The following is a 19,617-nucleotide window of genomic DNA, read 5'->3' as shown; positions in this document are numbered from 1 at the left end:
CATAACGTTCGCTCTTTTTTGTCTCAGTTTTTTACCCTCTTTAACTTTGACTACTCTAAGCCCTTTTTCTATATATTAAACAAAGGATCAGCAGTTTTAGTTTCTAAAAATTCTTTTTTTTCTAATTGATATTTTTGATTTACTAATTGTTTCTGTGTATAGTGAGATAGGACAAAAATAAAAAAGCGAGGAAAGTCTTTTCCCCGCTTGTCTTTAACAATTATCAAATAGTTCAATGGATACTATTCTTTCTCAACAAACTTTTTCTTCGGTGTAACTTTAACTAATTTGAAAAGCTTGTCTGAAGGACGAATTTTCTCTGTCAGCTTGATTGAGAATTTTTCTCCCTTTACGGTTTCTTCTACAGAATCTAAATCTACACGTATTTCTTCTACTGTTTGAGTCACAGCTCCTGTTGTAGGACCTGTAATAAGAATTTCGTCTCCTACTCTGAGTGATTGAGTTTCCATCAGGAATTCAGCAACCCCGATATTAGAGAAATATTTAAGTCCTTTACCTATATATATTTTTCTTTTAGTTGCCTCCGATCCGTAGTTCATCGACCATTCGCCCAGACGTTGCCCCAGATAATAACCGTCCCAGAATCCACGATTGAATACGGTTGCCAAACGTGTATCCCAGTCGGCGATTTTCTCTTCCGAGAATGTACCTTCACAATGGGCTTTCACGGCTTCTTTGTAACATTCGACAACTGTGCGTACATATTCCGCACCACGTGCACGACCTTCTATTTTGAATACTCTTACACCTGCATCCATCATTTTATTCATGAAATGGATTGTTTTCAAATCTTTAGGCGACATGATATATTCGTTGTCTATCTCGAATTCCATATCGCTTTCCTTATCTTTAACGATATAGCCTCGGCGACACATCTGATTACAAGCTCCTCTGTTGGCGGATAAATCTTTTTCGTGCAGACTCAGATAGCATTTTCCCGAAACAGCCATACATAAAGCTCCGTGGCTGAACATTTCGATTCGGATAAGTTCGCCGCTCGGCCCTTTTATTTCTTGTTCTACTATATCTTTATAAATATCGGCAACCTGATCAAGAGTCAACTCTCGTGCCAATACTACTACATCGGCAAATTGACCGTAAAATTTTAATGCTTCCGAATTCGTTATATTAAGCTGAGTCGAAAGGTGAACCTCAACTCCGATGCTGCGTGCATACATCATTACCGATACATCCGATGCTATAACCGCCGACAGATTGGCTGTTTTGGCTGCATCCACAATCTTATGCATCAGACTGATATCATTATCATAGATAATAGTATTGACGGTGAGATAACTTTTCATATTATTCTCCTGACATATCTGCACAATATTTTTCAAATCATCCAGTGTAAAATTGTTGGATGATTTGGCTCGCATATTTAAACCTTCGATACCGAAATAAATAGAGTCGGCTCCTCCTTGTATTGCCGCAGCCAGCGAGTCGTATGACCCAACGGGTGCCATGATTTCAAAATCAGCAATATTTTTCATTCAGAAATGCTATATTAAGTAGTGTAAATAAAATAGGTCGTTGACATTAAATCGGGTGCAAAGATATAAATAAAAAAAGAGTCATTCGACTCCTTTTCTTACTCTTTCTGATCTACAATCTTTTCATCTATTTAATAGAGCAAATCTTGTTTATAAAGATGGAGTTATTTTATATAGATGCTTCAAATATATTTCTTTCGAATGTTCTATCTGCGGATTCTTCATCACATCATAAAAGTGAAGGCTTTCTAATCGGGACAATCCAATAAACTGATTCATTTGGTGAAAGCCAAACATTACACCGTCATCTACACTGTGTTGTCTAAAAAATTCACCTTCAAGTGTAAATGCTTCCACCGGAGCATTCCATGTTGTAGTCAACATATATTTTCTACCATGCAACGCCCCTCCTGTTCCATAGTTACGTGTAGGATTTGCTGAGCGTCTGCCATCACTCACATAGATTTTTTGATGACCTTCTGTAAATACACGGTCAATATATTCTTTAAAACCAAAAGGTATCTGAAACCACCAGATAGGTGTATGATAAATAATTACGTCTGCCCAAACAAATTTTTCAACCTCTTCGCTCAAATCATATTCATAGTTTATATCCGTAAATTTGATTTCATATTCCCCACTATTCTTAAAATAACCGGCAGTCCATTCTGATAGTGTTTTATTCAATAAACCTCCTGAATGACCAAATTCTTGCCCTGCATTTATCACAAATATTTTTTTCATAACCTAATTTTTATTCTTTTTATTATTCAGGTACAAAAATACGCACCTTTTATTAATTATCAAAATAATATAATTCATATATTTGCATCATAATTATAATAAATATAAATATGGTAAATCTTGAATGGTTCAGAACATTCAAAGCAATATACGAAACTGGGTCACTTACAGCAGCTGCCAATAAACTATATATTTCTCAACCGGGAGTAAGTTTACACCTTACCTCATTGGAAGCCCACATCGGATATAAATTATTCGACAGGGGAACACGAAAGATGGTGGCAACCGAACATGGAAATATTCTATACAACTCTATTGTAGAGGGGGTCGATAAATTGGAAGCTGCCGAAAGACATTTTTACAGGAACGCCAATTCGGACAAGACAAGTATAAGTATCGGCATGTGCTTCGAAACATTTCAACATGTACTGGAACCATATATCAGCGAATTACCTTTCGATCTGATATCTAAATTCGGCGGATATACTCAGATGCTGGGTGATCTGGATAAAGGGTTGCTAGACTTTGTGATCTCTCCACAGAAAGACGATTCGTTGAATATACAATACACTTCTTTTTCGAAAGAAAAGATTGTAATAGTTGCAGGAGCTAAAAGTGATATTTCAGAATTTAATAAGATCATAGGGAAAGGTGATCTGAAAGCTGCTGAGAAATGGCTCAACGATCAAGTCTGGTTTGGAACGACGGGTGATATGGAACATCTGAGAAACTTCTGGATTCAGAACTTTAAGAAAAGACCCGATTTTAAGCCGAATTTTATTGTACCCAATAAGAGTTCTATTCTACGCTCTATATCTAACCGAGAAGGATTTGCGGTTGTACCCGATTTCTTAGCTAAAGAACAGTTTGCAAACAGCAGTGTGAAAATAGTATGGGAAGGGAAAGTTCCATTGGAAAACACTTTATATTTTGCTCAACGGAAGAAGACAATATATGCAAAGGAACTAGAGATACTTCAAAAAATATTTATCAAAGAATTCGAATAAAAAAACAGCTCTTTTTATTACTTTTAGCAAATGAGTAATTCTAAATATTTAATGCGATGATTTATCGGCATAGCCACCTCTGGTTGTTATGCCCAGCCAAAGCAATAAAAAGGTCTGAGACCTTAATTTTCTCACCTATTTTAAATATTCGTATATGATACGTAATGTGCAATTATCAGATGCTAAGAGGATAGCCGAGATTTACAATCCTTATATAAAAGATACCATAATCACTTTCGAAGAAGAGTTGGTGACAGAAGAAGACATTGCTGATAGAATTAAGTATATCACTGCAAAAGACTTTCCTTATATCGTTTACGAAGAAAACGGCGATGTAGTCGGCTATGCTTATTTAAGCAACTGGCGATCTCGATCGGCATACGATATTACCTTAGAAACAAGCGTATATATTGACGAAAAGGCTCAGGCAAAAGGACTAGGCAGCATCTTATATGCCGAACTGATCAACAGAGCCAGAACTATAAACATCCATTCGTTGATTGGAGTTATTTCTTTACCCAACCCTATTAGTCAGAAACTACACGAAAAGTTTAAATTCGAATTGGTCGGTAACTTTAAAGAATCAGGTTTGAAATTCAATAAACTCATTGATGTTGAATTTTGGCAACTGATTTTATAAAACAGCTATTTACTGTTTTTCAACAAGTTATTTAATACACTTTCCGATACCTTGAATGCTGTTCCATGCCGTGTTCCTTTTGGAAAAGTAACCAAGTCTGAAACATCTTCCCACGTTTTACCATCTTTAGAACGTACTGCTCCGTATTTCCCCTCGCGGTATTTATCGAAGTAAACATAGATATATTCACCAACCTGCAAGGGTGCAGGTCCTTCTACCCAACTGCCCGTAATAGGAGCGGATACTTCTGTCGGAAAATTATTTATATCCTTTGATACAGTCACTCTTATATTCTTTTCGAGCGGTGTTTTGTTCTCATTTTTCACAAAGAGGAAATACTCTTTTCCTTTCTTTAAGATAGCACCATCAATCACACTAAAATGGGGGTTAAAGAAAAGCTTTGTTTCCGAGAACGTTTTAAAATCGGGAGTCGTTACATAATACTGCCGATGATCCAAACCGTCTTCCGAGGGTCCTACTTCGCTGAAACGACCATCAATAGTAGATGCCCAGAATATATAATACAGCTTGCTTGCTTCATCATAAAACAGTTCCGGAGCCCAAGAGTTTCTAACAGTCGGTTCGTGAGTCATTACAGGTATTGCTTTTTGCTCCGACCAATTAATCAAGTCTTTAGATGAAGCATACCCTATAATATTATCGTGCCAGCCCGTAGTCCAAACCATATGAAAGGATTTATCGGGAGCTTGTACAATACTGGGGTCACGCATCAATTTATCTTTACCCACCACAGGCAATAAATAGCTTTTACCCTCATGGAGAGGAGTCCATGATAAGCCATCGTAACTGTAAGCCAAATGCAGACCAGTCTCGGACTTGCCCGTAAAATAAGAAAACAGATAAACATCTTTTGCAGTACTGCTTATGGTACTTGTAATCAGCAACACAGCCAATATAAAAACAATAAAAGGAATATTTTCTCTTTTCATTTCTGTATAAGTAAAAGGATATATTTAATGATATACGTTGGATTTATAATAGGCTCTGGTTATTTTACTTACCAAAGTAGTAAAAAGGTCTGAAACCTTAAAACTCTGACACTTCGCTCAATTCAGCTTTAAAGCCCTCTACTTTGTGTAAAACATAAGGCTCCACACCTTTAGCTACTTTTGCCCGATAATTAATTAAGCGGATATTTTCAGCATCTTTTACCCATAATGACGGGCGATAATCTTCTTTCATAAAATCAACCTGCACATTATTCAACTCGATATTTTTAGCATGGCGGATAAAGAATCCCGAAGCAGGAATCGTTCCGAACATCCAAGGTTCAGGATACAGAGCCTCATTTTCGGGAGGCAGCAATTGTGCATCTTCCTTAGTTCCTCCACCTTTATAAAGTATTCGGATATTGCTCAACAAGACATCATTAATCTGATGATCAGGCACTCCGCTTATTATGCTTGCATAACGAGAATCGGCATTATAAACATTTACATTACTGATGATTACACGCGATATATTTCCGACAAGTGTACCCTTCGGACTTCTTAAACGAGAACCCAAACGCAGAAAGAAAGGTGCATTCACTATATCACGCATAGTAATATTGGTGATTGTAATATCTTCGAGACTCCCTCCGTCTACCGATTCGAGAGCCAAGCCCCTGCATCTCTCAAATATACAGTTCGAAATGGTAATATTCTTAAATCCACCGCTTGATTCTGTTCCGAATTTTATTCGTCCCGTCACATACCCCTGATCGGGGGCTTGTGGTTCATCCCGCTGAAAAGAGGCATCCAACATCGAACCTTTATCGAATCCACTAACAAAGCAATTGGTTATAGTTACATTCTCGGTATCTCGAAAAAAGCCTAATGCATAGCTACTCTTTAGAACGATAGCATCGTCCCAGGGCGAATTTACCGAACAATCCGATATACGTACATTCCGACAACAATCTATATCGAAACCATCGCGATTGGTATCTACTTTTACATTACTTATCGTGAGGTTATCAACGCCCGTAGCAAGCAATGCAAAGTGTCCGCAATTCAACATCGAGACATCTTTAATAGTTATATTCTTACATAATTTCAGGCTTACGGCTTTATTTCCGACTCCCGAAAGGCGGCTCTCTTCACGTGTCAAACCTTGTCCGTTTATTAAACCTTGTCCGCTAATAGATATGTTTTCGAGACCTATTCCCCATATCAAACTATTCTTCCAATGACTATGCCCGAAATCCTGAAATTTATTATGCTCGTTCTCCTCTGCCAAATCATAACCGCTATCTTTTTCGGGATAGGCTGCCAATATAACCGCACCTGCATCTAAATACAGATGAATATTACTTTGCAGACGGATGGAATAACCGGCATACGTTCCGGCAGGAAAGAACACCGTTCCGCCTCCATTGGCTGCGGCTGCCTCAATAGCTTTGTTTATGGCAGGAGAATCTATTTGCCTTCCATCCCCTTTTGCTCCATATTCTTTTACATTATATGTTGATGCAAATAGACTGCCAACAAAATAGAAGAGAACGGTAAGTATGAATATATTTTTTTTCATATCTAAGTAATTATAAATATTTAATGCGATGATTTATCAGCATAACTATCTCTGGTTTTTATGCTTGCCATAGCAATAAAAAGGTCTGAGACCTTAAGTCTGTTCTTTAAAAAAAGTAACACATACTCTCAATGGTAACGTTTTCTACACAATCTACACAAAAAGGTTACACTCTGTGTATATTCTTTGTCACTTTTTGTCACTTTTATAAACAACTGTATATCAACGAATAAAAACATAAAAAGTAACAAAAGTGACAAAAGTAACACCCGTTTCAATATATATATCTTTATCTTCTTTTTTCAAGGTAATCAACTATCTTATAGATAAATAAAACAACTCGACCTCACCCCAGCCCTCTCCTAATACCATTAAGTTAAGGATTTATTTGTAGGGGTAGGGCTCTGCCCTACCCGTGTCTAATATACTTTCGGGCGCCCCAAGGGTACGCCCCTACAACGCGAGAAAGCAATATTTCTCTTTACTCCCTCTCATTAGGAGAGGGTCGGGGTGAGGTCTCTAAAGGCATCAATCTGAAAGTCCTCAATTCATCAGCATTTCCGTACATAGTATGGTGGCGTGACAGATTCCAGAATCCGTCTTTCGCCTTACCTTCGTTATTATCATAATCGATTACCGCCCAACAAAGACCTATTAATTTATTGACATACAAGTCGGACTCTATCGAAAACTTACTGCCCTTTGGTGAAGCATAGTCGAATGGTGTTATATAAAATTCGAGGGCCAGCTTTCCACTTTCGCCCTCTTTGAAATCGTATTTATATGCATAATCGAAGTACGGTTTTTCTTTCAGCCACTGTTGAGGTCCCCAATACATACACCAATCGCCTTTCTTGGGAGGTGTATAAATATGGTAGTTCTGAGCCTGCCGCCCGTGAAATAAATTCCATGCCTCTTCTTTTGTAATATCTTTGAAGGGATAGAATTTATCAATAAAAGCTCCTCCCGAACGATCGCCGTCAACCACGACTTCAAAAATATCGACCATCAGATCGTCTCTCGAAAAAGACCAGTAATTATCATATGCTTCGTACAGAAAATAGAGGCGGTTTTGTCCTTCCGACCAGCCTACTTTCACCTGAATATCCAATGTCGATTTATTCGGTTCTGAATACTTACCTTCGTCTTCGGTCATCTGATCGATTCCGATAAAATAACTGGCGGGAACAATATCCCAATCACGAGTATTGCCATCTATCAGAGGTCTTTTATCGGAAGGAAAACAGAATACCTTAAATACTGTCTGCTCCGTCTGGCCTTGAACCCTACAAAACATACAAACAAACGCATATACTAAAACCAACCACCTCATAAGCCATTATTTCTTTAGAGATTCTTCCTTAAACAGATCGGGCAACATAAAATGGTTATAATCTGCTTTGTCGTTTTGTTTATAGATACAGAAATATTCTTTCTGACTACTAATCAAAGGCAGGGTAGCCGCCAAAGCCGGCGAATCGGTTTTCTTACCCGATTCGAAAAACGCTTGCGGTGATTTTTGTATATGAGCATCCGACAAACGGATTTCAGACGTTACAGGCATAACAGCATTGACGGTTTTCAATCGCATACTTTCGCCGTGATACAGCGTAAAAGCTGTCTGTTCTACACTGAAAATATTGTTGCGGCAATAAATCGGTTTTAACCGACCATGCTCGTTTTCACCCAATACTTTGGCATAAGCACCACCATAAGACCAAAATAGATTTAAGTTTTGAGGAATATCCACAGGATTCACTTCTATGATTACACCGTCCGATTGGGACAGCGAAATAACTGTTACTACAAGCTTACCTTTTCCCAATAACGGATCGGAGAGAGTATAAACCAGTGACTTCTTATCCGATTGCTGCACACTTACGTCTTTAAATTCACTCAGCCATTTATTAGCTTGTGTACCTGTAATTCCGAATTTTAAATTACCTCCCATTTCGGGAAAGTAGAAAGCTAATTCGGGATGTTTGTCCAGTACTATTTTAGTATTGCTGTTTTTTCCGTTCAGTTGATATGCAAAAGGGGCATTACCGACTATATCTTTCGGGTAATTGATATTATTACTGTTTTCAATAGAAACAGGTTTATTATCTCCGGCTCTAACATCTATATTCTGAAAATGAATATTCTTCGCAAAAGAAATATTACCTAACATTTCTACATCACCCTGAACATTGTCAAAATAAAAGTTCTGCATATAAGCATCTTTATTACCCGAGATCTCTAAGAATTTACGGGAACTCTTTATTTTAATGTCCGAAACATATACATCTCTAAACGAGGGCGTACCTTTCTTTGCATCTACCTTTTCCAACATTTTCACCCAATGATCGGGCAATGGTTTGTTTTCGTATTCTTTAGGCAGAGTAGAATAACTATAAGCAGGATTCCAGTTTACATTGGCTTCGAAAACCACATTTACATCTTCCAACTCAACATCTTTTATGTAGATATGCTCAGTAGTTCCGCCTCTGTTCATTGCCGATTTCAAACGGATAGCCACATTTGTTCCTTTTGCTTTCAGACCTTCGGCTAAAACATATCGGATTCCTCCCGATGTTTCGCTGCCACAAGTAATTAAACCGCCACCTGCACGAGACAAGCAATTGCGAATTACCACATATTCCGTCGGACGATTTACCCGTAACCCGTCTGCATCCCTGCCCGATTTGAGGCAAAAATTATCATCGTTGCAATCGATATCACAATTTTCGATCAGGATATAAGACGAAGAGTCTACATCCACCCCATCGGTACTGGGTCCGTGTCCTCCTATATTATTTTGCACCACTACCCCATCGACAGTGCAATAAGAAGAGTAGAGCAATTGAATAGTCCAAAAACCTGCTTGTTGAAAAGTGAGGTCTTTAACTGTAATATCTTCCGAATTCGAAATTAATAAAGTACGGGGGCGTTTGCAATCATAATCAATTATCCACCGTAAACCTTTCGCTTCATACTCCTTTCGCATTTCCCAATAAGTATCCCAAAAGACTTTACCCTGCGCATGTACAATACCCGAACCGCTCAGCATTACATTCTTCTGATCGAGAACGTTTATCAATGCCGAAGGCCAATGCATTTCTATACCTGCTACACGAGTATCAATTTCGGGATAATCTTCAATATTGGTACTTCCTAAAAGAATCGTTCCTTTTGGTATTTCAAAATTGACTCCTTCTTTCAGATACAAGGAACCGGAGAGGTATTTACCTTTTTCGAAAGTCACAGTTCCCCCACCCGACAGAGCACAAGCATCTATCGCTTTTTGTATAGCTTTTGTATTTAAGGTTGTACCATCTGCAATTGCCCCATAGTCCGATACATTGAAAACCTTCGTACCTTTTGGATATTGTCTGGCTCCTACCTTTTTTGTCCACGACATATCAGGCTCGGGAGTAAATGCCCCTAGAGAAGGTATCATCAGATAAACAATACATAAGAGGCAAATAATCTTCTTCATATTTATTGTTTATTATTTCTCTTATTCAGTTTCAAGATTTCGACACCTGCATCTATTATCAAACCAAGTCCGTGCTTTTCGTTTTCGCCTACGGGACGAGTATAATAAAAAGGCAGATCATCAGTGATACCCGTTCCTACACATACGTTTTTGAAATGCCCGTTTTCGGTTATCTGATCTTTCTTCAATGCATTCCAGCCCAATTGAGCTATCCTCTGGTAAGTATTATCGGGAAACCAACCTTCGTTAATCGCTTTAGCAATGCCATATACATACATGGCTGTAACTGACGATTCGTCGTATGATTCGGGCTTATCCAAGAGTTGATTCCACATACCATTTTCGTTCTGATAGCGAGATACTCCTACTATTTGCTTTTCGAGTAAATCGATTAACCGTTTTCTGCCTTCGTAATTCTTTGGTAACACATCCAATAACCGAACCAAAGAAACAGTAATCCAACCATTTGCACGTCCCCAGAATGCGACCCCATTGCGTTTAAGATCGGTATAATAACAGTGATAAAACAATTGTTTTTCGGGACACCACAAATACCCTGCAATATTCTGAATCTGACGAGATGCCTCGTCAAAGTATTTCTTCTCGCCCGTTTGTTTTCCCATTTGAGCCAAAAACGAAACACTCATATAAACATCATCAGCCCAAACAGTCATCTCCCGAGGGAATGTACGGCACAATGTACCATCATCCAAGCGTGTTTGATCTAGCATAATGTGTTTCGCTGCCGCTTCAAAATATGCTTTGTATTGCTTTTGAGAGTCGTACTTATATACTTCGATAACGGCTGCCCCCATCGCTCCGCAATCGTCCAACTCTTTTATATTCCAAAGTTGACCGAAAGGCCAGTGCCAATGGTTACGATCGTTACGAAATGTATTTTTAAAGTACTCGTAATTTGCAAATCCGAATGCTACATGATTCTTCGCATAATTTATATATTTGGTATCGTTCAGATACTCTCCCAGATTTATCATACTCATATCAAGTACGCCATTGGAATAATGCCATTCGGAAAGCGGACTTTTAAACCTCACATCTTCACCTTTGGGTATTTCTCTGGTATTGTTGTATGTCTTACCTGATTTCACTCCGACAAACTGGGTAACAGGCTCTTTCAATATATTATCGGCTACTGCTCTTATGCATTCTTCATCGGTACGTTGTTGAGAAAATACCGTTCCAATCGTCAACAAAAGAATCCCACATACAGTTAATAGTCGTTTCTTCATATAAATATTATAAGTTTAAGGTCACAGACCTGTTTATTAATTCAGCATAAAACTCTATGACCTCAATTTCCATCGGGTTTAACTGTTGATGAAAAAGGAGTCAATGGAATATGAAATGTTTCGAAAGCATCCGGATGAGAGGGATCGTAATTTCGATACTCTTTTTTGATATATTCTTGAATAGGCAGATTTGCCTCAATTATCCCCTTTATTATGCAACGCGCAATCTGATACCCACCATACGGATTGAAGTGTGTATTATCTTCCAAAGCTTTATCCTGATCGGGGAATGTTCCGGCCGGATAATGAACAAATGCTTTCTTGGAACCTTCTACTCCCCAAGCCTCATAAAGCTCCTTACTCATATTATTGAGATCGATAAGAGGCACATTTTCCTCCTTTGCCAATAAGCGAACCGCATTGGGATATTCACCGTGTGTATTAATAACTTTGCCGTTTTCGTCGAAGTTGCGACGGTGCATAGATGTTACCAGTACGGGGTTTGCTCCTTTTGCACGAGCTTCGTCTACCAAGTATTTCAAGTCGCTTTTATAGCTTGTATACGGACCTTTCCCCTCTCCTTTTTGCTTTTGATCGTTATGACCGAATTCTATAAACAGATAGTCTCCTTTTTTTATTTTGGTTAATAGTTTTGCAAAACGATTGGACGAAACAAATGTATTTGCCGCCTCTCCCGATTCGGCATAATTTGCAATAGCAACCTTCGATGTAAAGAAAAGCGGAAATGCCTGTCCCCATCCACACCACGGTTCGTTGGCTTCATCTACAACGGTTGAATTTCCTGCCAAAAACAGTGTTACCAGATTATCAGCCGCTTTTATTTCGATACTTTGCACCGATGGATTATCGCCATTAAATTCAAGAGTCAGTTTATTATCCCAAATAAGTTTACCCATTTCACGGGGTTTTATTTTGACTGATTCAGTTTCTGATATTCTAGTGTTACGTATATTGACAGCGAACTCATGGGTAAGAAACTGTCCCTTTTTTGTCCGGATATTTTTGAGCATCAATCTGCGAGACTCCGCTTTTACGGTTGTATTACTTTCCGCATCTTTACTCCCTAATACCACTTTTACCTGATAATTTCCTTCGGGAACATCTACCGAGAAAAAGAATGGTTTTCCATCTTTTGGAAGTGTTCCCAAATCGTAACCATAGCCCCCTTCGGAATATATCTGGTTTGCAGGTACAGAAAGAAAACCTTTCGGAGTTTTCCCGCTTGCCAAATAAAATTTATAATCTACAGCCATTGTATGACTTAAGATTCCAAACAAACACAGAGCTATTATAACAGCTGATTTCATTATTCCTATTCTATATTGACAGTATTTTGCTTTGTAGAGGCGAATAAATATTCGCCCTGTATCTAATCGGAAAAATGATTATTTGCCCCTACAATCAAAAACACAAATCGTTTCACACCCTATTTTAAATAAAAAACTTCTTTCAAAGACTTTGACACCGGCGAATTATCTGGATTCGTTTCCATTATATCAGCCATATATGCCCACCATTTTTGGACGACCGGATTATCTCCTAACGATTGAGAAGAGCCACCCTCTACTTTTTGAGAGGCATATAAAACATTGGTTTCTTCGTCCCAATAAATACTATAATCGCTAACGCCTGCCTCTTTTAGAAGAGATTTCAATTCGTCCCATATTTCATTATGACGTTTCTCGTATTCAGCCTCTTTTCCGGGCTTCAAGTACATTTTGAATGCTTCTCTTTTCATATCGTCAATTTATAAAGTTGTTTATTTTAAGCATATTTGAACAGGTTTGTCTCTGTCGCAGGTAATAATTCCGTCTTTGTATTCGAGTTCGGCAACTTGGATTGAGCTTCGTCTGGTTTCGTAACTATCGCCCGAATTGCCATTTGCACGACCCGGATGTGTAAAGTAAAAAATATATGCTCTGTCATTATTGATTACCACATCGGCATGAAGTCCGTTTGTACCATCATCAACACCCGATCCTCCCCTTGCTAATATATTTTCGTCCTGCCTTATCCATGTACGGAGATCGTCGGAAGAGTAAACACCCAACCCTTTCCAGTTATCGACAATCATAAAATACTTATTGTGCCAATAGAAAACCTTAGGCCCTTCGCCCGACTGATCGGCTACTACCCTTCCCATATCCGTCCAGTTTCTCAGATCGGAACTTTGAGCATAATAAATAGATTTTCGGTCTTTCTCATTATTATAATACAAGTACCACAGATTGTCGTTCACTTTAAAAATTCCCGCATCAATCACCTTATCAGAAGCTAATGAGAGACTCGATTGATAATCCCAATCTATCAGATTGTAACTTGTGAGGTGAACAATTTCTCTCGGATGCTTCCAATCCGTAAACGTACCGGGAACAACTGTCAGATACATATGGTATGTTCCATTATTTTCAATAATATCGGGGGCCCAGTATGTATAATCGTCACCTCCATAAGTTATATTTGCAGTACCTCTATATTTCCATGTAGCGCCACCATCCGTAGATTCGGCAATACCGATAGGGGTTTTATGTACCCAATCCACACCGTTCACGTCTTCGAGATTGGCACGCCTGTTGGTATAAAACATAAACCACTTTTGCTCTCCTTTATTCCAAATCACAACAGGATCGGCTGCTCCGTCATAAACAGGATCACGAAACAAGGGTTTGTCTGCAATCTGAGCATACATAATACTCGAAATGACAAGCAGAACCAGGGTTATGATGTTTCTTCTCATTTTATATTCTCGGTATAAGTTACATTCTCATCCACAACATTCTCGGCATTAGAGACCTTCTTCACAAATTTGGTTACTTCTCCCACATGAACATTAGTAATCTTTACATTCTGAATCGGAAGCCTTGCATCCCCTTTCAACTCATAAATAGCATCAGCCGACTGGCATGTAACATTATTCATATAAATACCATCGATGCGGGTAATGCGTTCCTCATAAGTAGGAACAAGGTTTTTCCACTGATAGAGTACATCCGTGTCGATTTCAAGAACACGTTGCATAGTACCACCTTTTACATTCTCCATGTGAATATTCTCGATAAAGCCGCCCCTCCGATGATTTGTCTTTACGAAAAAGAGACGGAATACCGAATTAGGAGCATAACAATCGTGCATATACACATTACGGATTCCACCCGACATTTCGCTACCGATTCCCAACAATGTATGCCCTTTCAGAATAGTACAATTACGGATCACAATATTCTCGCAAGGAGTATTCAACCTCCATGCATCCCTGTTGCGTCCGGCTTTGATAACTACCGCATCGTCTCCCTGATCGAAAGAACAATCTTCTATCAGGAAATTACGGCTCATTTCCAAGTCTACACCGTCGTTATTGTGTCCGTGTGCTTTTACATCGAGGTTACGCACAATACCTCCATCACACATATATAAATGGATTGTCCAGAACGGGCTTTCCCTTATTTTAAAACCATCAAGCATGAAATTCTTACATCGATTGAAATGTATCAGATGGGGACGCAAATGATTCTCACCCACCGCCATTTGACGCTGATCTACAGGAACATCGGTAGATGCCATTGTATACAGTTGCTTCAATGCTTCCAGATGGGGTTGAGGACGTTTGAACCAAATTTTCCACGTATCCATTTTAGGACTCAATGTCCCCGTTCCTGTAATGGCTACATTCTCGCACTCAAAAGCATAAAGTAGAGGCGAATAGTTATAACATTCCATACCCTCCCACGATGTCATCACAGCAGGCAGATAATCGGAGGGATTGTCTGTAAAACTCAATACAGCATTTTCATCCAGATAAAGATTCACATTGCTTTTAAAATGAACAGCACTTGTAAGCCACACACCGGCAGGCACTACTACCCTGCCTCCCCCTGCTTTGTGGCAAGCATCGATTGCTTTTGCTATTGCCTGAGAATTATCAACCTCACCTCCCTCTTTCGCTCCGTATGCAGTGATAAGGAAATCTTGTTGAGGATATATAAAAACCTTAATCGGCTCCATCGGAAAAGGTGCATCGACCTTTACTAATTCGTACTTATCCGAAGCACAAGTAAAAGAAGCGGCAGACAAGAACACGAATAGTCCGATTACGTATTTTGTTAAATTCATCATTTCTATTGATATCTTTATATCTTATTTTATATACTTTTGAAGCCCGAAATCGGGCAAAGCTTTCAGTCCGTCAATTACCGATTGCCCATTCATCAAAGCTCCTTCACGAGTTGTATGCACATTGTCTTTATATAACTCCTTTACTTTAGCCTGACCTAAGGCATCACATTTTTGTGCTGTCAGGTCATTCAGATCAACGAAAGGAACATTTTCTTGTGCAGCAACGTCTTTTGCCCATTTGGAGTATGTATCTGCCATACGATTCATCTTGCCATTTGTCCAATGATTACCGGGTGTAGGCGACAATACAATAGGATAAGCTCCTCTTGCTTTTGTCTGACGGATATAGATACGCAGATAATGACCAAAGGTATAGACTGTTTCGGGTCCTCCGTTACGTTCCATTATTACTGTTTCCGATTCATTACCAATACCTTTAAGTGACGCTCTGGCTCGACCTGTATTCAAAGGCCCTCCATCGTTATGTCCGAATTGTATCAGCAGATAATCTCCCGATTGAATACCGGATAATACCTTATCCCATAATCCTTCGGTAAAATAAGAACGACTGCTTCGGCCTCCCAATGCATGATTTTCGACAGATATTTTTGTTGTATCAAAAAACTGTTCGAAGAAGCTTCCCCACCCCCATTGATCGTTATCTCCGTTTCCTTTGCCATTCTTAACGGTAGAATCTCCAATCAGAAACAGAACAGGCGCTGTGCCATTTTTACGTGAACTTCCTGATACTATATCCTGTGAACGGGATGGGTCGCTCACACTAAAAATCGGAGCGGTTGTATTTTGTTTGTCCGAATAATATTGTACGGCACTGTCGTTCATCTTCGGATAAAACTTATTCAGCATATTTATAATTTCAGCCCCTGCCAACAATACAGGTCCGTAACCGTGTGCAGCGTATACATTTACGGGACGATAGTAGTAAAACGCAGGATCGAAAGCCATACCCGTGCCCACACAAGTACCTTCCACCTGTCCTTCTTTATTTATTTGAGTAGAAACTGCGTGCCAAGCCAAATGAGCTACAGGAGCATAAGCAATGGCATCGATCCACCCTTTATTTACGGCTCTGGCAAAGCAATAGGCATAAATGGCTGTTGCCGATGTTTCGGGGTATGAATCGTTCCGATCCAACAATTGATGCCAGAAACCATCTCCCGATTGATATGAAGCCAGTCCTTTTACATGTTCTTTGAGTTGAGCCAATACCTTTGGTCGTTCGGGATGATTAACCGGTAATACATCCAACACCTCAACCATGGTGAGTATTGCCCATCCGTTTGCCCGCCCCCAATGAAATGCAGGATGTTCTTCGGACGATTCTACCCAACCATGCATATAAAGACCTTTTTCTTTGACAAACATTCGTTTCGAAAATTGTAATATTTGTCTTACCGCTTCATTGTAATACTTGCTTTCACCCGTCAATTTTCCCATCTGAGCCAGAGCGGGTACACTCATATACAAATCGTCCAGCCACAGCGTATTCATCTGTGGACGCTTACGGGCAAATGTTCCGTCATAAAGACGGTATTCGCTATACATTATATAGTTTATATAATTGTCGATAAGCGGGCGAAGATTATATTCCGACCCTGTTTGCTCCAATTTTATCATAGATGCGCACATAGCCCCTGCATCGTCCAAAGCATGAGGTGTCAGCATTTGTTTCATTTGCGGATCGATCACACCATAATCATCCATCAGTTTTTTGAAATGGGGTGCTACATCGGATAAAAATTTGAACCGATCATTCACATAATCGAAGTAACGTTTGTCGCCTGTTGCAGCTGCCATTTCGAGCATACCCGAATAGGTAACTCCCCACTCATAACTAGCCAATCGAAAAGCCCCCTTTTCTAATTCGGAGTTACTGTCCATTTGCGAATAATCGGTAATTACCTTTTTCGTTTTCTTATCGATTACATTCGTTGGAGTAGATTTTTCGAGATAAGTTAAAACCCTATCCAATGATTTCTTCACTTCATCTTTTGAGATCATACCGTAAGGCACTTTATAATCGGGAGCCAAAAGATGTAAAGGTGTAGTAGAATCGTTTATTTTCTCCTCCTTTTTTTGAGCGAAAAGAACTTCGCCTATCAAAAGAAAAATTAAAAGCGAGAGTATATTTAAAGTGTATTTCATGGTCTTCGTATATTTATTGCAAAATAAGGATTTCGAGACTTTCCGAAACATGGAAAATTATTCAATAGCATAGAATTTAAGGCTTCGATACTGCTTTTTCACCTAAGGTCACATACACAGAATCTGAAAACTCATAGCCTCGAAATGTAACAATTAATTTTATAAGTGTACGCTTTCTCAGGGGAATATCTTCGGATGTGACTAATCTGGAGCGGGTATCTCCGACTATCGACCACGAATAACTGTCATAATCGATGCCTGCATCCAGCAACAATTCGGAAGCACCGGTTACAATCTCTTTTTCGGGGAATATCTTACCCAAATCAGCCCCTATATAAAAGCCCGGTTGAGTGGGTTGATTATACGCTACGTTTTGAGTCGCCATGCTTATCCTGTAAATAGGATCTTCCAAAAAAGTATGAAAACGATATTCGGTAGGATGGGTAGATACATACAATCGCAAATTACTGTTATCCTCTGTTCTTAACAAAAATTCTTCACGCCAATCTCCCACAATATCACCTTGAATGGCGGGAGTCGCCTTTGTTCCGTTATTCGAAACACATCCTTCGGCAGTAAGCAGCGTTTGAACTCCACCTCCATTTTTATAATCGTATTTTGTAATCTTGTTTTTATCGAGTAACTCGCGAAGCAAATCACCGTCCCACCAGCAAGCCATATTTACAGATATGTTTTGCATGGCTGTATCGATACATTCACCTTTTACATTGAAGATTCCATTGGAGCCCCACGACCACATTTCCAATCCCGGATGATTAGGGTCGATATCGGCTGCCATACAACGCCCTACGTCGGTAGGTGAAGGAATCTGGAAAAGTATTTCACCTGTACGTGCATCACGGTAAGTAGAGCCGTCGCGCCTGTTTTCGTGGCAATCCCATACTTGCAGCCCTTTACGCTTCGGGTCGAAAACCGTCAGGTGTATAGCATCACCGTGCCCTAGTTTTGTATTGTATAAACCTGTTCCATCGTGATCTATAGCACACGACCCATATATAATTTCGTCGCAACCGTCACCATCTACATCTCCTACTCTCAGGTTATGATTTCCCTGTCCTGCATACGATTCGTTGCCCGGAGTATTCGAGTCGAAAACCCAGCGTTTTGTTAGCTTTCCATTTCGCCAATCGTAAGCTGCCAATACAGTACGGGAGTAATATCCCCTACACATTACTACACTTGGATGTTCTCCATCGAGGTAAGCAATAGCTGCCAGATAACGATCCATACGGTTTCCCTTGTCATCTCCCCAACCCATAAGGTCACCTCTGGGCGGATCGTAGGGAAGGGTTTCCATCGCCTTGCCTGTCTCTCCATTGAAAATAGTCAGGTATTCATTTCCTGATAGGATAAAACCATCCGAATTTCTAAAGTCTAATTTATCATCCCCTATTATAGTACCAAGTCCATCAATTGAACCGTCAGCCGTTTTCATTACTATTTCGGCTTTATTATCACCATCGAGATCAAAAACCATGAACTGCGTATAATGTGCCCCTGCACGGATATTTTTTCCGAGGTCTATCCTCCAAAGTTTTGTACCGTTCAGTTTATAGCAATCTATAAAAACATTGCCTGTATAACCCTTATGCGAATTATCATGGGCATTAGAAGGATCCCACTTCAAGATGATTTCATACTCGCCGTCACCATCTACATCACCGATACTGGCATCATTGGGCGAATAGCTGTACGCCTGCCCATCGGGAGTAACACCGTCTTTGGGTTTATCGAGAGGAATATTTACATACCCGACAGGAGCGTTTGCCGGAAGAGTATATTTTTGTTCTTCTTTCTCTATGCCCTTCACTAAAGATTTTAGTATATAGGTTTGCTCACTACTCGAAGCTGTTTTATCTTCGAAAAAAGTGCCTTTTAGTATCGGCTTATCATTTATTTTCGACCCGTTACGGTATATATTAAAGGATATATCCATAGGATCGGAAGAAAAGTAACGCCAACTCAAAAAGTTTGTATTACTGTCTTTTTTCACAACAACCAAGCCCCTATTGAGCTTCTCCCTTTTCAGTTTTGTATAATCATAATTTGGTTGCGCAAAAACACCCATTGCAAAAACGAAGAAGAATAAGAACACAGTAATCTGTTTGAATTTGTAATTTTTCATATCCTC

At 39.4% G+C, this 19,617-nt stretch carries 14 protein-coding genes and 2 pseudogenes; 2 read left to right on the top strand and 14 right to left on the bottom strand.

The genetic code is table 11. The annotated features are described in order from the left end of the window. Positions 1 to 242: 242 nt before the first annotated feature. The gene (locus CLV62_RS07085; protein ID WP_110310088.1) at positions 243 to 1,514 is read right to left on the bottom strand and encodes a peptidase U32 family protein; all 1,272 of its coding nucleotides are present in this window, start codon (positions 1,512 to 1,514) and stop codon (positions 243 to 245) included. Positions 1,515 to 1,664: 150 nt separating this feature from the next. After that, complete coding sequence (locus tag CLV62_RS07080) at positions 1,665 to 2,258, bottom strand: NAD(P)H-dependent oxidoreductase (RefSeq protein ID WP_110310087.1); 594 nt, start codon at positions 2,256 to 2,258, stop codon at positions 1,665 to 1,667. A gap of 110 nt (positions 2,259 to 2,368) precedes the next feature. On the opposite strand from CLV62_RS07080, the gene CLV62_RS07075 reads away from it, so the two are divergent. Both CLV62_RS07075 and CLV62_RS07070 read left to right on the top strand, forming a co-directional pair. Then, on the top strand, positions 2,369 to 3,265 hold the full coding sequence (locus CLV62_RS07075; RefSeq protein ID WP_110310086.1) for a LysR family transcriptional regulator: 897 nt from the start codon (positions 2,369 to 2,371) through the stop codon (positions 3,263 to 3,265). Positions 3,266 to 3,419: 154 nt separating this feature from the next. Next, positions 3,420 to 3,905, top strand: coding sequence for a GNAT family N-acetyltransferase (locus CLV62_RS07070; RefSeq protein ID WP_110310085.1), 486 nt, complete (start codon positions 3,420 to 3,422; stop codon positions 3,903 to 3,905). A 17-nt stretch (positions 3,906 to 3,922) separates the two neighbouring features. Here CLV62_RS07070 and CLV62_RS07065 read toward each other — a convergent pair. The 12 genes and pseudogenes from CLV62_RS07065 to CLV62_RS07015 form a co-directional block, all read right to left on the bottom strand. Next, positions 3,923 to 4,855 (bottom strand): annotated as a pseudogene (locus CLV62_RS07065) (glycoside hydrolase family 43 protein); the annotation flags it as partial. Positions 4,856 to 4,952: 97 nt separating this feature from the next. Continuing rightward, positions 4,953 to 6,437 carry a rhamnogalacturonidase gene (locus CLV62_RS07060; protein ID WP_110310083.1) on the bottom strand — a complete coding sequence of 495 codons (1,485 nt, stop codon included), beginning with the start codon at positions 6,435 to 6,437 and terminating at the stop codon, positions 4,953 to 4,955. 481 nt (positions 6,438 to 6,918) lie between these two features. Next, a complete protein-coding gene (locus CLV62_RS07055) occupies positions 6,919 to 7,770 on the bottom strand; it encodes a hypothetical protein (RefSeq protein WP_110310082.1) in 852 nt (283 codons plus the stop codon). 6 nt (positions 7,771 to 7,776) lie between these two features. Next, on the bottom strand, positions 7,777 to 9,915 hold the full coding sequence (locus CLV62_RS07050; RefSeq protein WP_110310081.1) for a DUF4450 domain-containing protein: 2,139 nt from the start codon (positions 9,913 to 9,915) through the stop codon (positions 7,777 to 7,779). A 2-nt stretch (positions 9,916 to 9,917) separates the two neighbouring features. Then, entirely contained in the window at positions 9,918 to 11,165 is a 1,248-nt protein-coding gene (locus CLV62_RS07045; protein ID WP_110310080.1) for a glycoside hydrolase family 88/105 protein, read from the bottom strand. Between the two features lie 62 nt (positions 11,166 to 11,227). Next, a complete protein-coding gene (locus CLV62_RS07040) occupies positions 11,228 to 12,493 on the bottom strand; it encodes a rhamnogalacturonan acetylesterase (RefSeq protein ID WP_110310079.1) in 1,266 nt (421 codons plus the stop codon). Positions 12,494 to 12,612: 119 nt separating this feature from the next. Beyond that, on the bottom strand, positions 12,613 to 12,924 hold the full coding sequence (gene rhaM, locus CLV62_RS07035) for an L-rhamnose mutarotase (RefSeq protein WP_110310078.1): 312 nt from the start codon (positions 12,922 to 12,924) through the stop codon (positions 12,613 to 12,615). Between the two features lie 21 nt (positions 12,925 to 12,945). Further along, entirely contained in the window at positions 12,946 to 13,923 is a 978-nt protein-coding gene (locus CLV62_RS07030; protein ID WP_110310077.1) for a glycoside hydrolase family protein, read from the bottom strand. Next, positions 13,920 to 15,299, bottom strand: coding sequence for an alpha-d-galacturonidase (locus CLV62_RS07025; RefSeq protein WP_170120030.1), 1,380 nt, complete (start codon positions 15,297 to 15,299; stop codon positions 13,920 to 13,922). The genes CLV62_RS07030 and CLV62_RS07025 overlap by 4 nt, the downstream gene beginning before the upstream one ends. A 21-nt stretch (positions 15,300 to 15,320) precedes the next feature. Continuing rightward, the gene (locus CLV62_RS22015) at positions 15,321 to 16,079 is read right to left on the bottom strand and encodes a rhamnogalacturonan acetylesterase (RefSeq protein ID WP_245904040.1); all 759 of its coding nucleotides are present in this window, start codon (positions 16,077 to 16,079) and stop codon (positions 15,321 to 15,323) included. Next, positions 16,071 to 17,465, bottom strand: a pseudogene (locus CLV62_RS07020) (glycoside hydrolase family 88/105 protein); the annotation flags it as partial. The gene CLV62_RS22015 and the pseudogene CLV62_RS07020, both read right to left, overlap by 9 nt. A gap of 76 nt (positions 17,466 to 17,541) precedes the next feature. After that, positions 17,542 to 19,611 (bottom strand): rhamnogalacturonan lyase, encoded by a 2,070-nt coding sequence (locus tag CLV62_RS07015; RefSeq protein ID WP_170120029.1) that lies wholly within the window; start codon positions 19,609 to 19,611, stop codon positions 17,542 to 17,544. Positions 19,612 to 19,617: the final 6 nt, after the last annotated feature.

It is taken from the genome of Indolivaga alginatilytica (assembly GCF_003201355.1).
GTDB lineage: Bacteria > Bacteroidota > Bacteroidia > Bacteroidales > Dysgonomonadaceae > Dysgonomonas_A > Dysgonomonas_A alginatilytica.
Note: the sequence above shows the minus strand (reverse complement) of the source record. Positions and strands in the feature narration are given on the sequence as shown.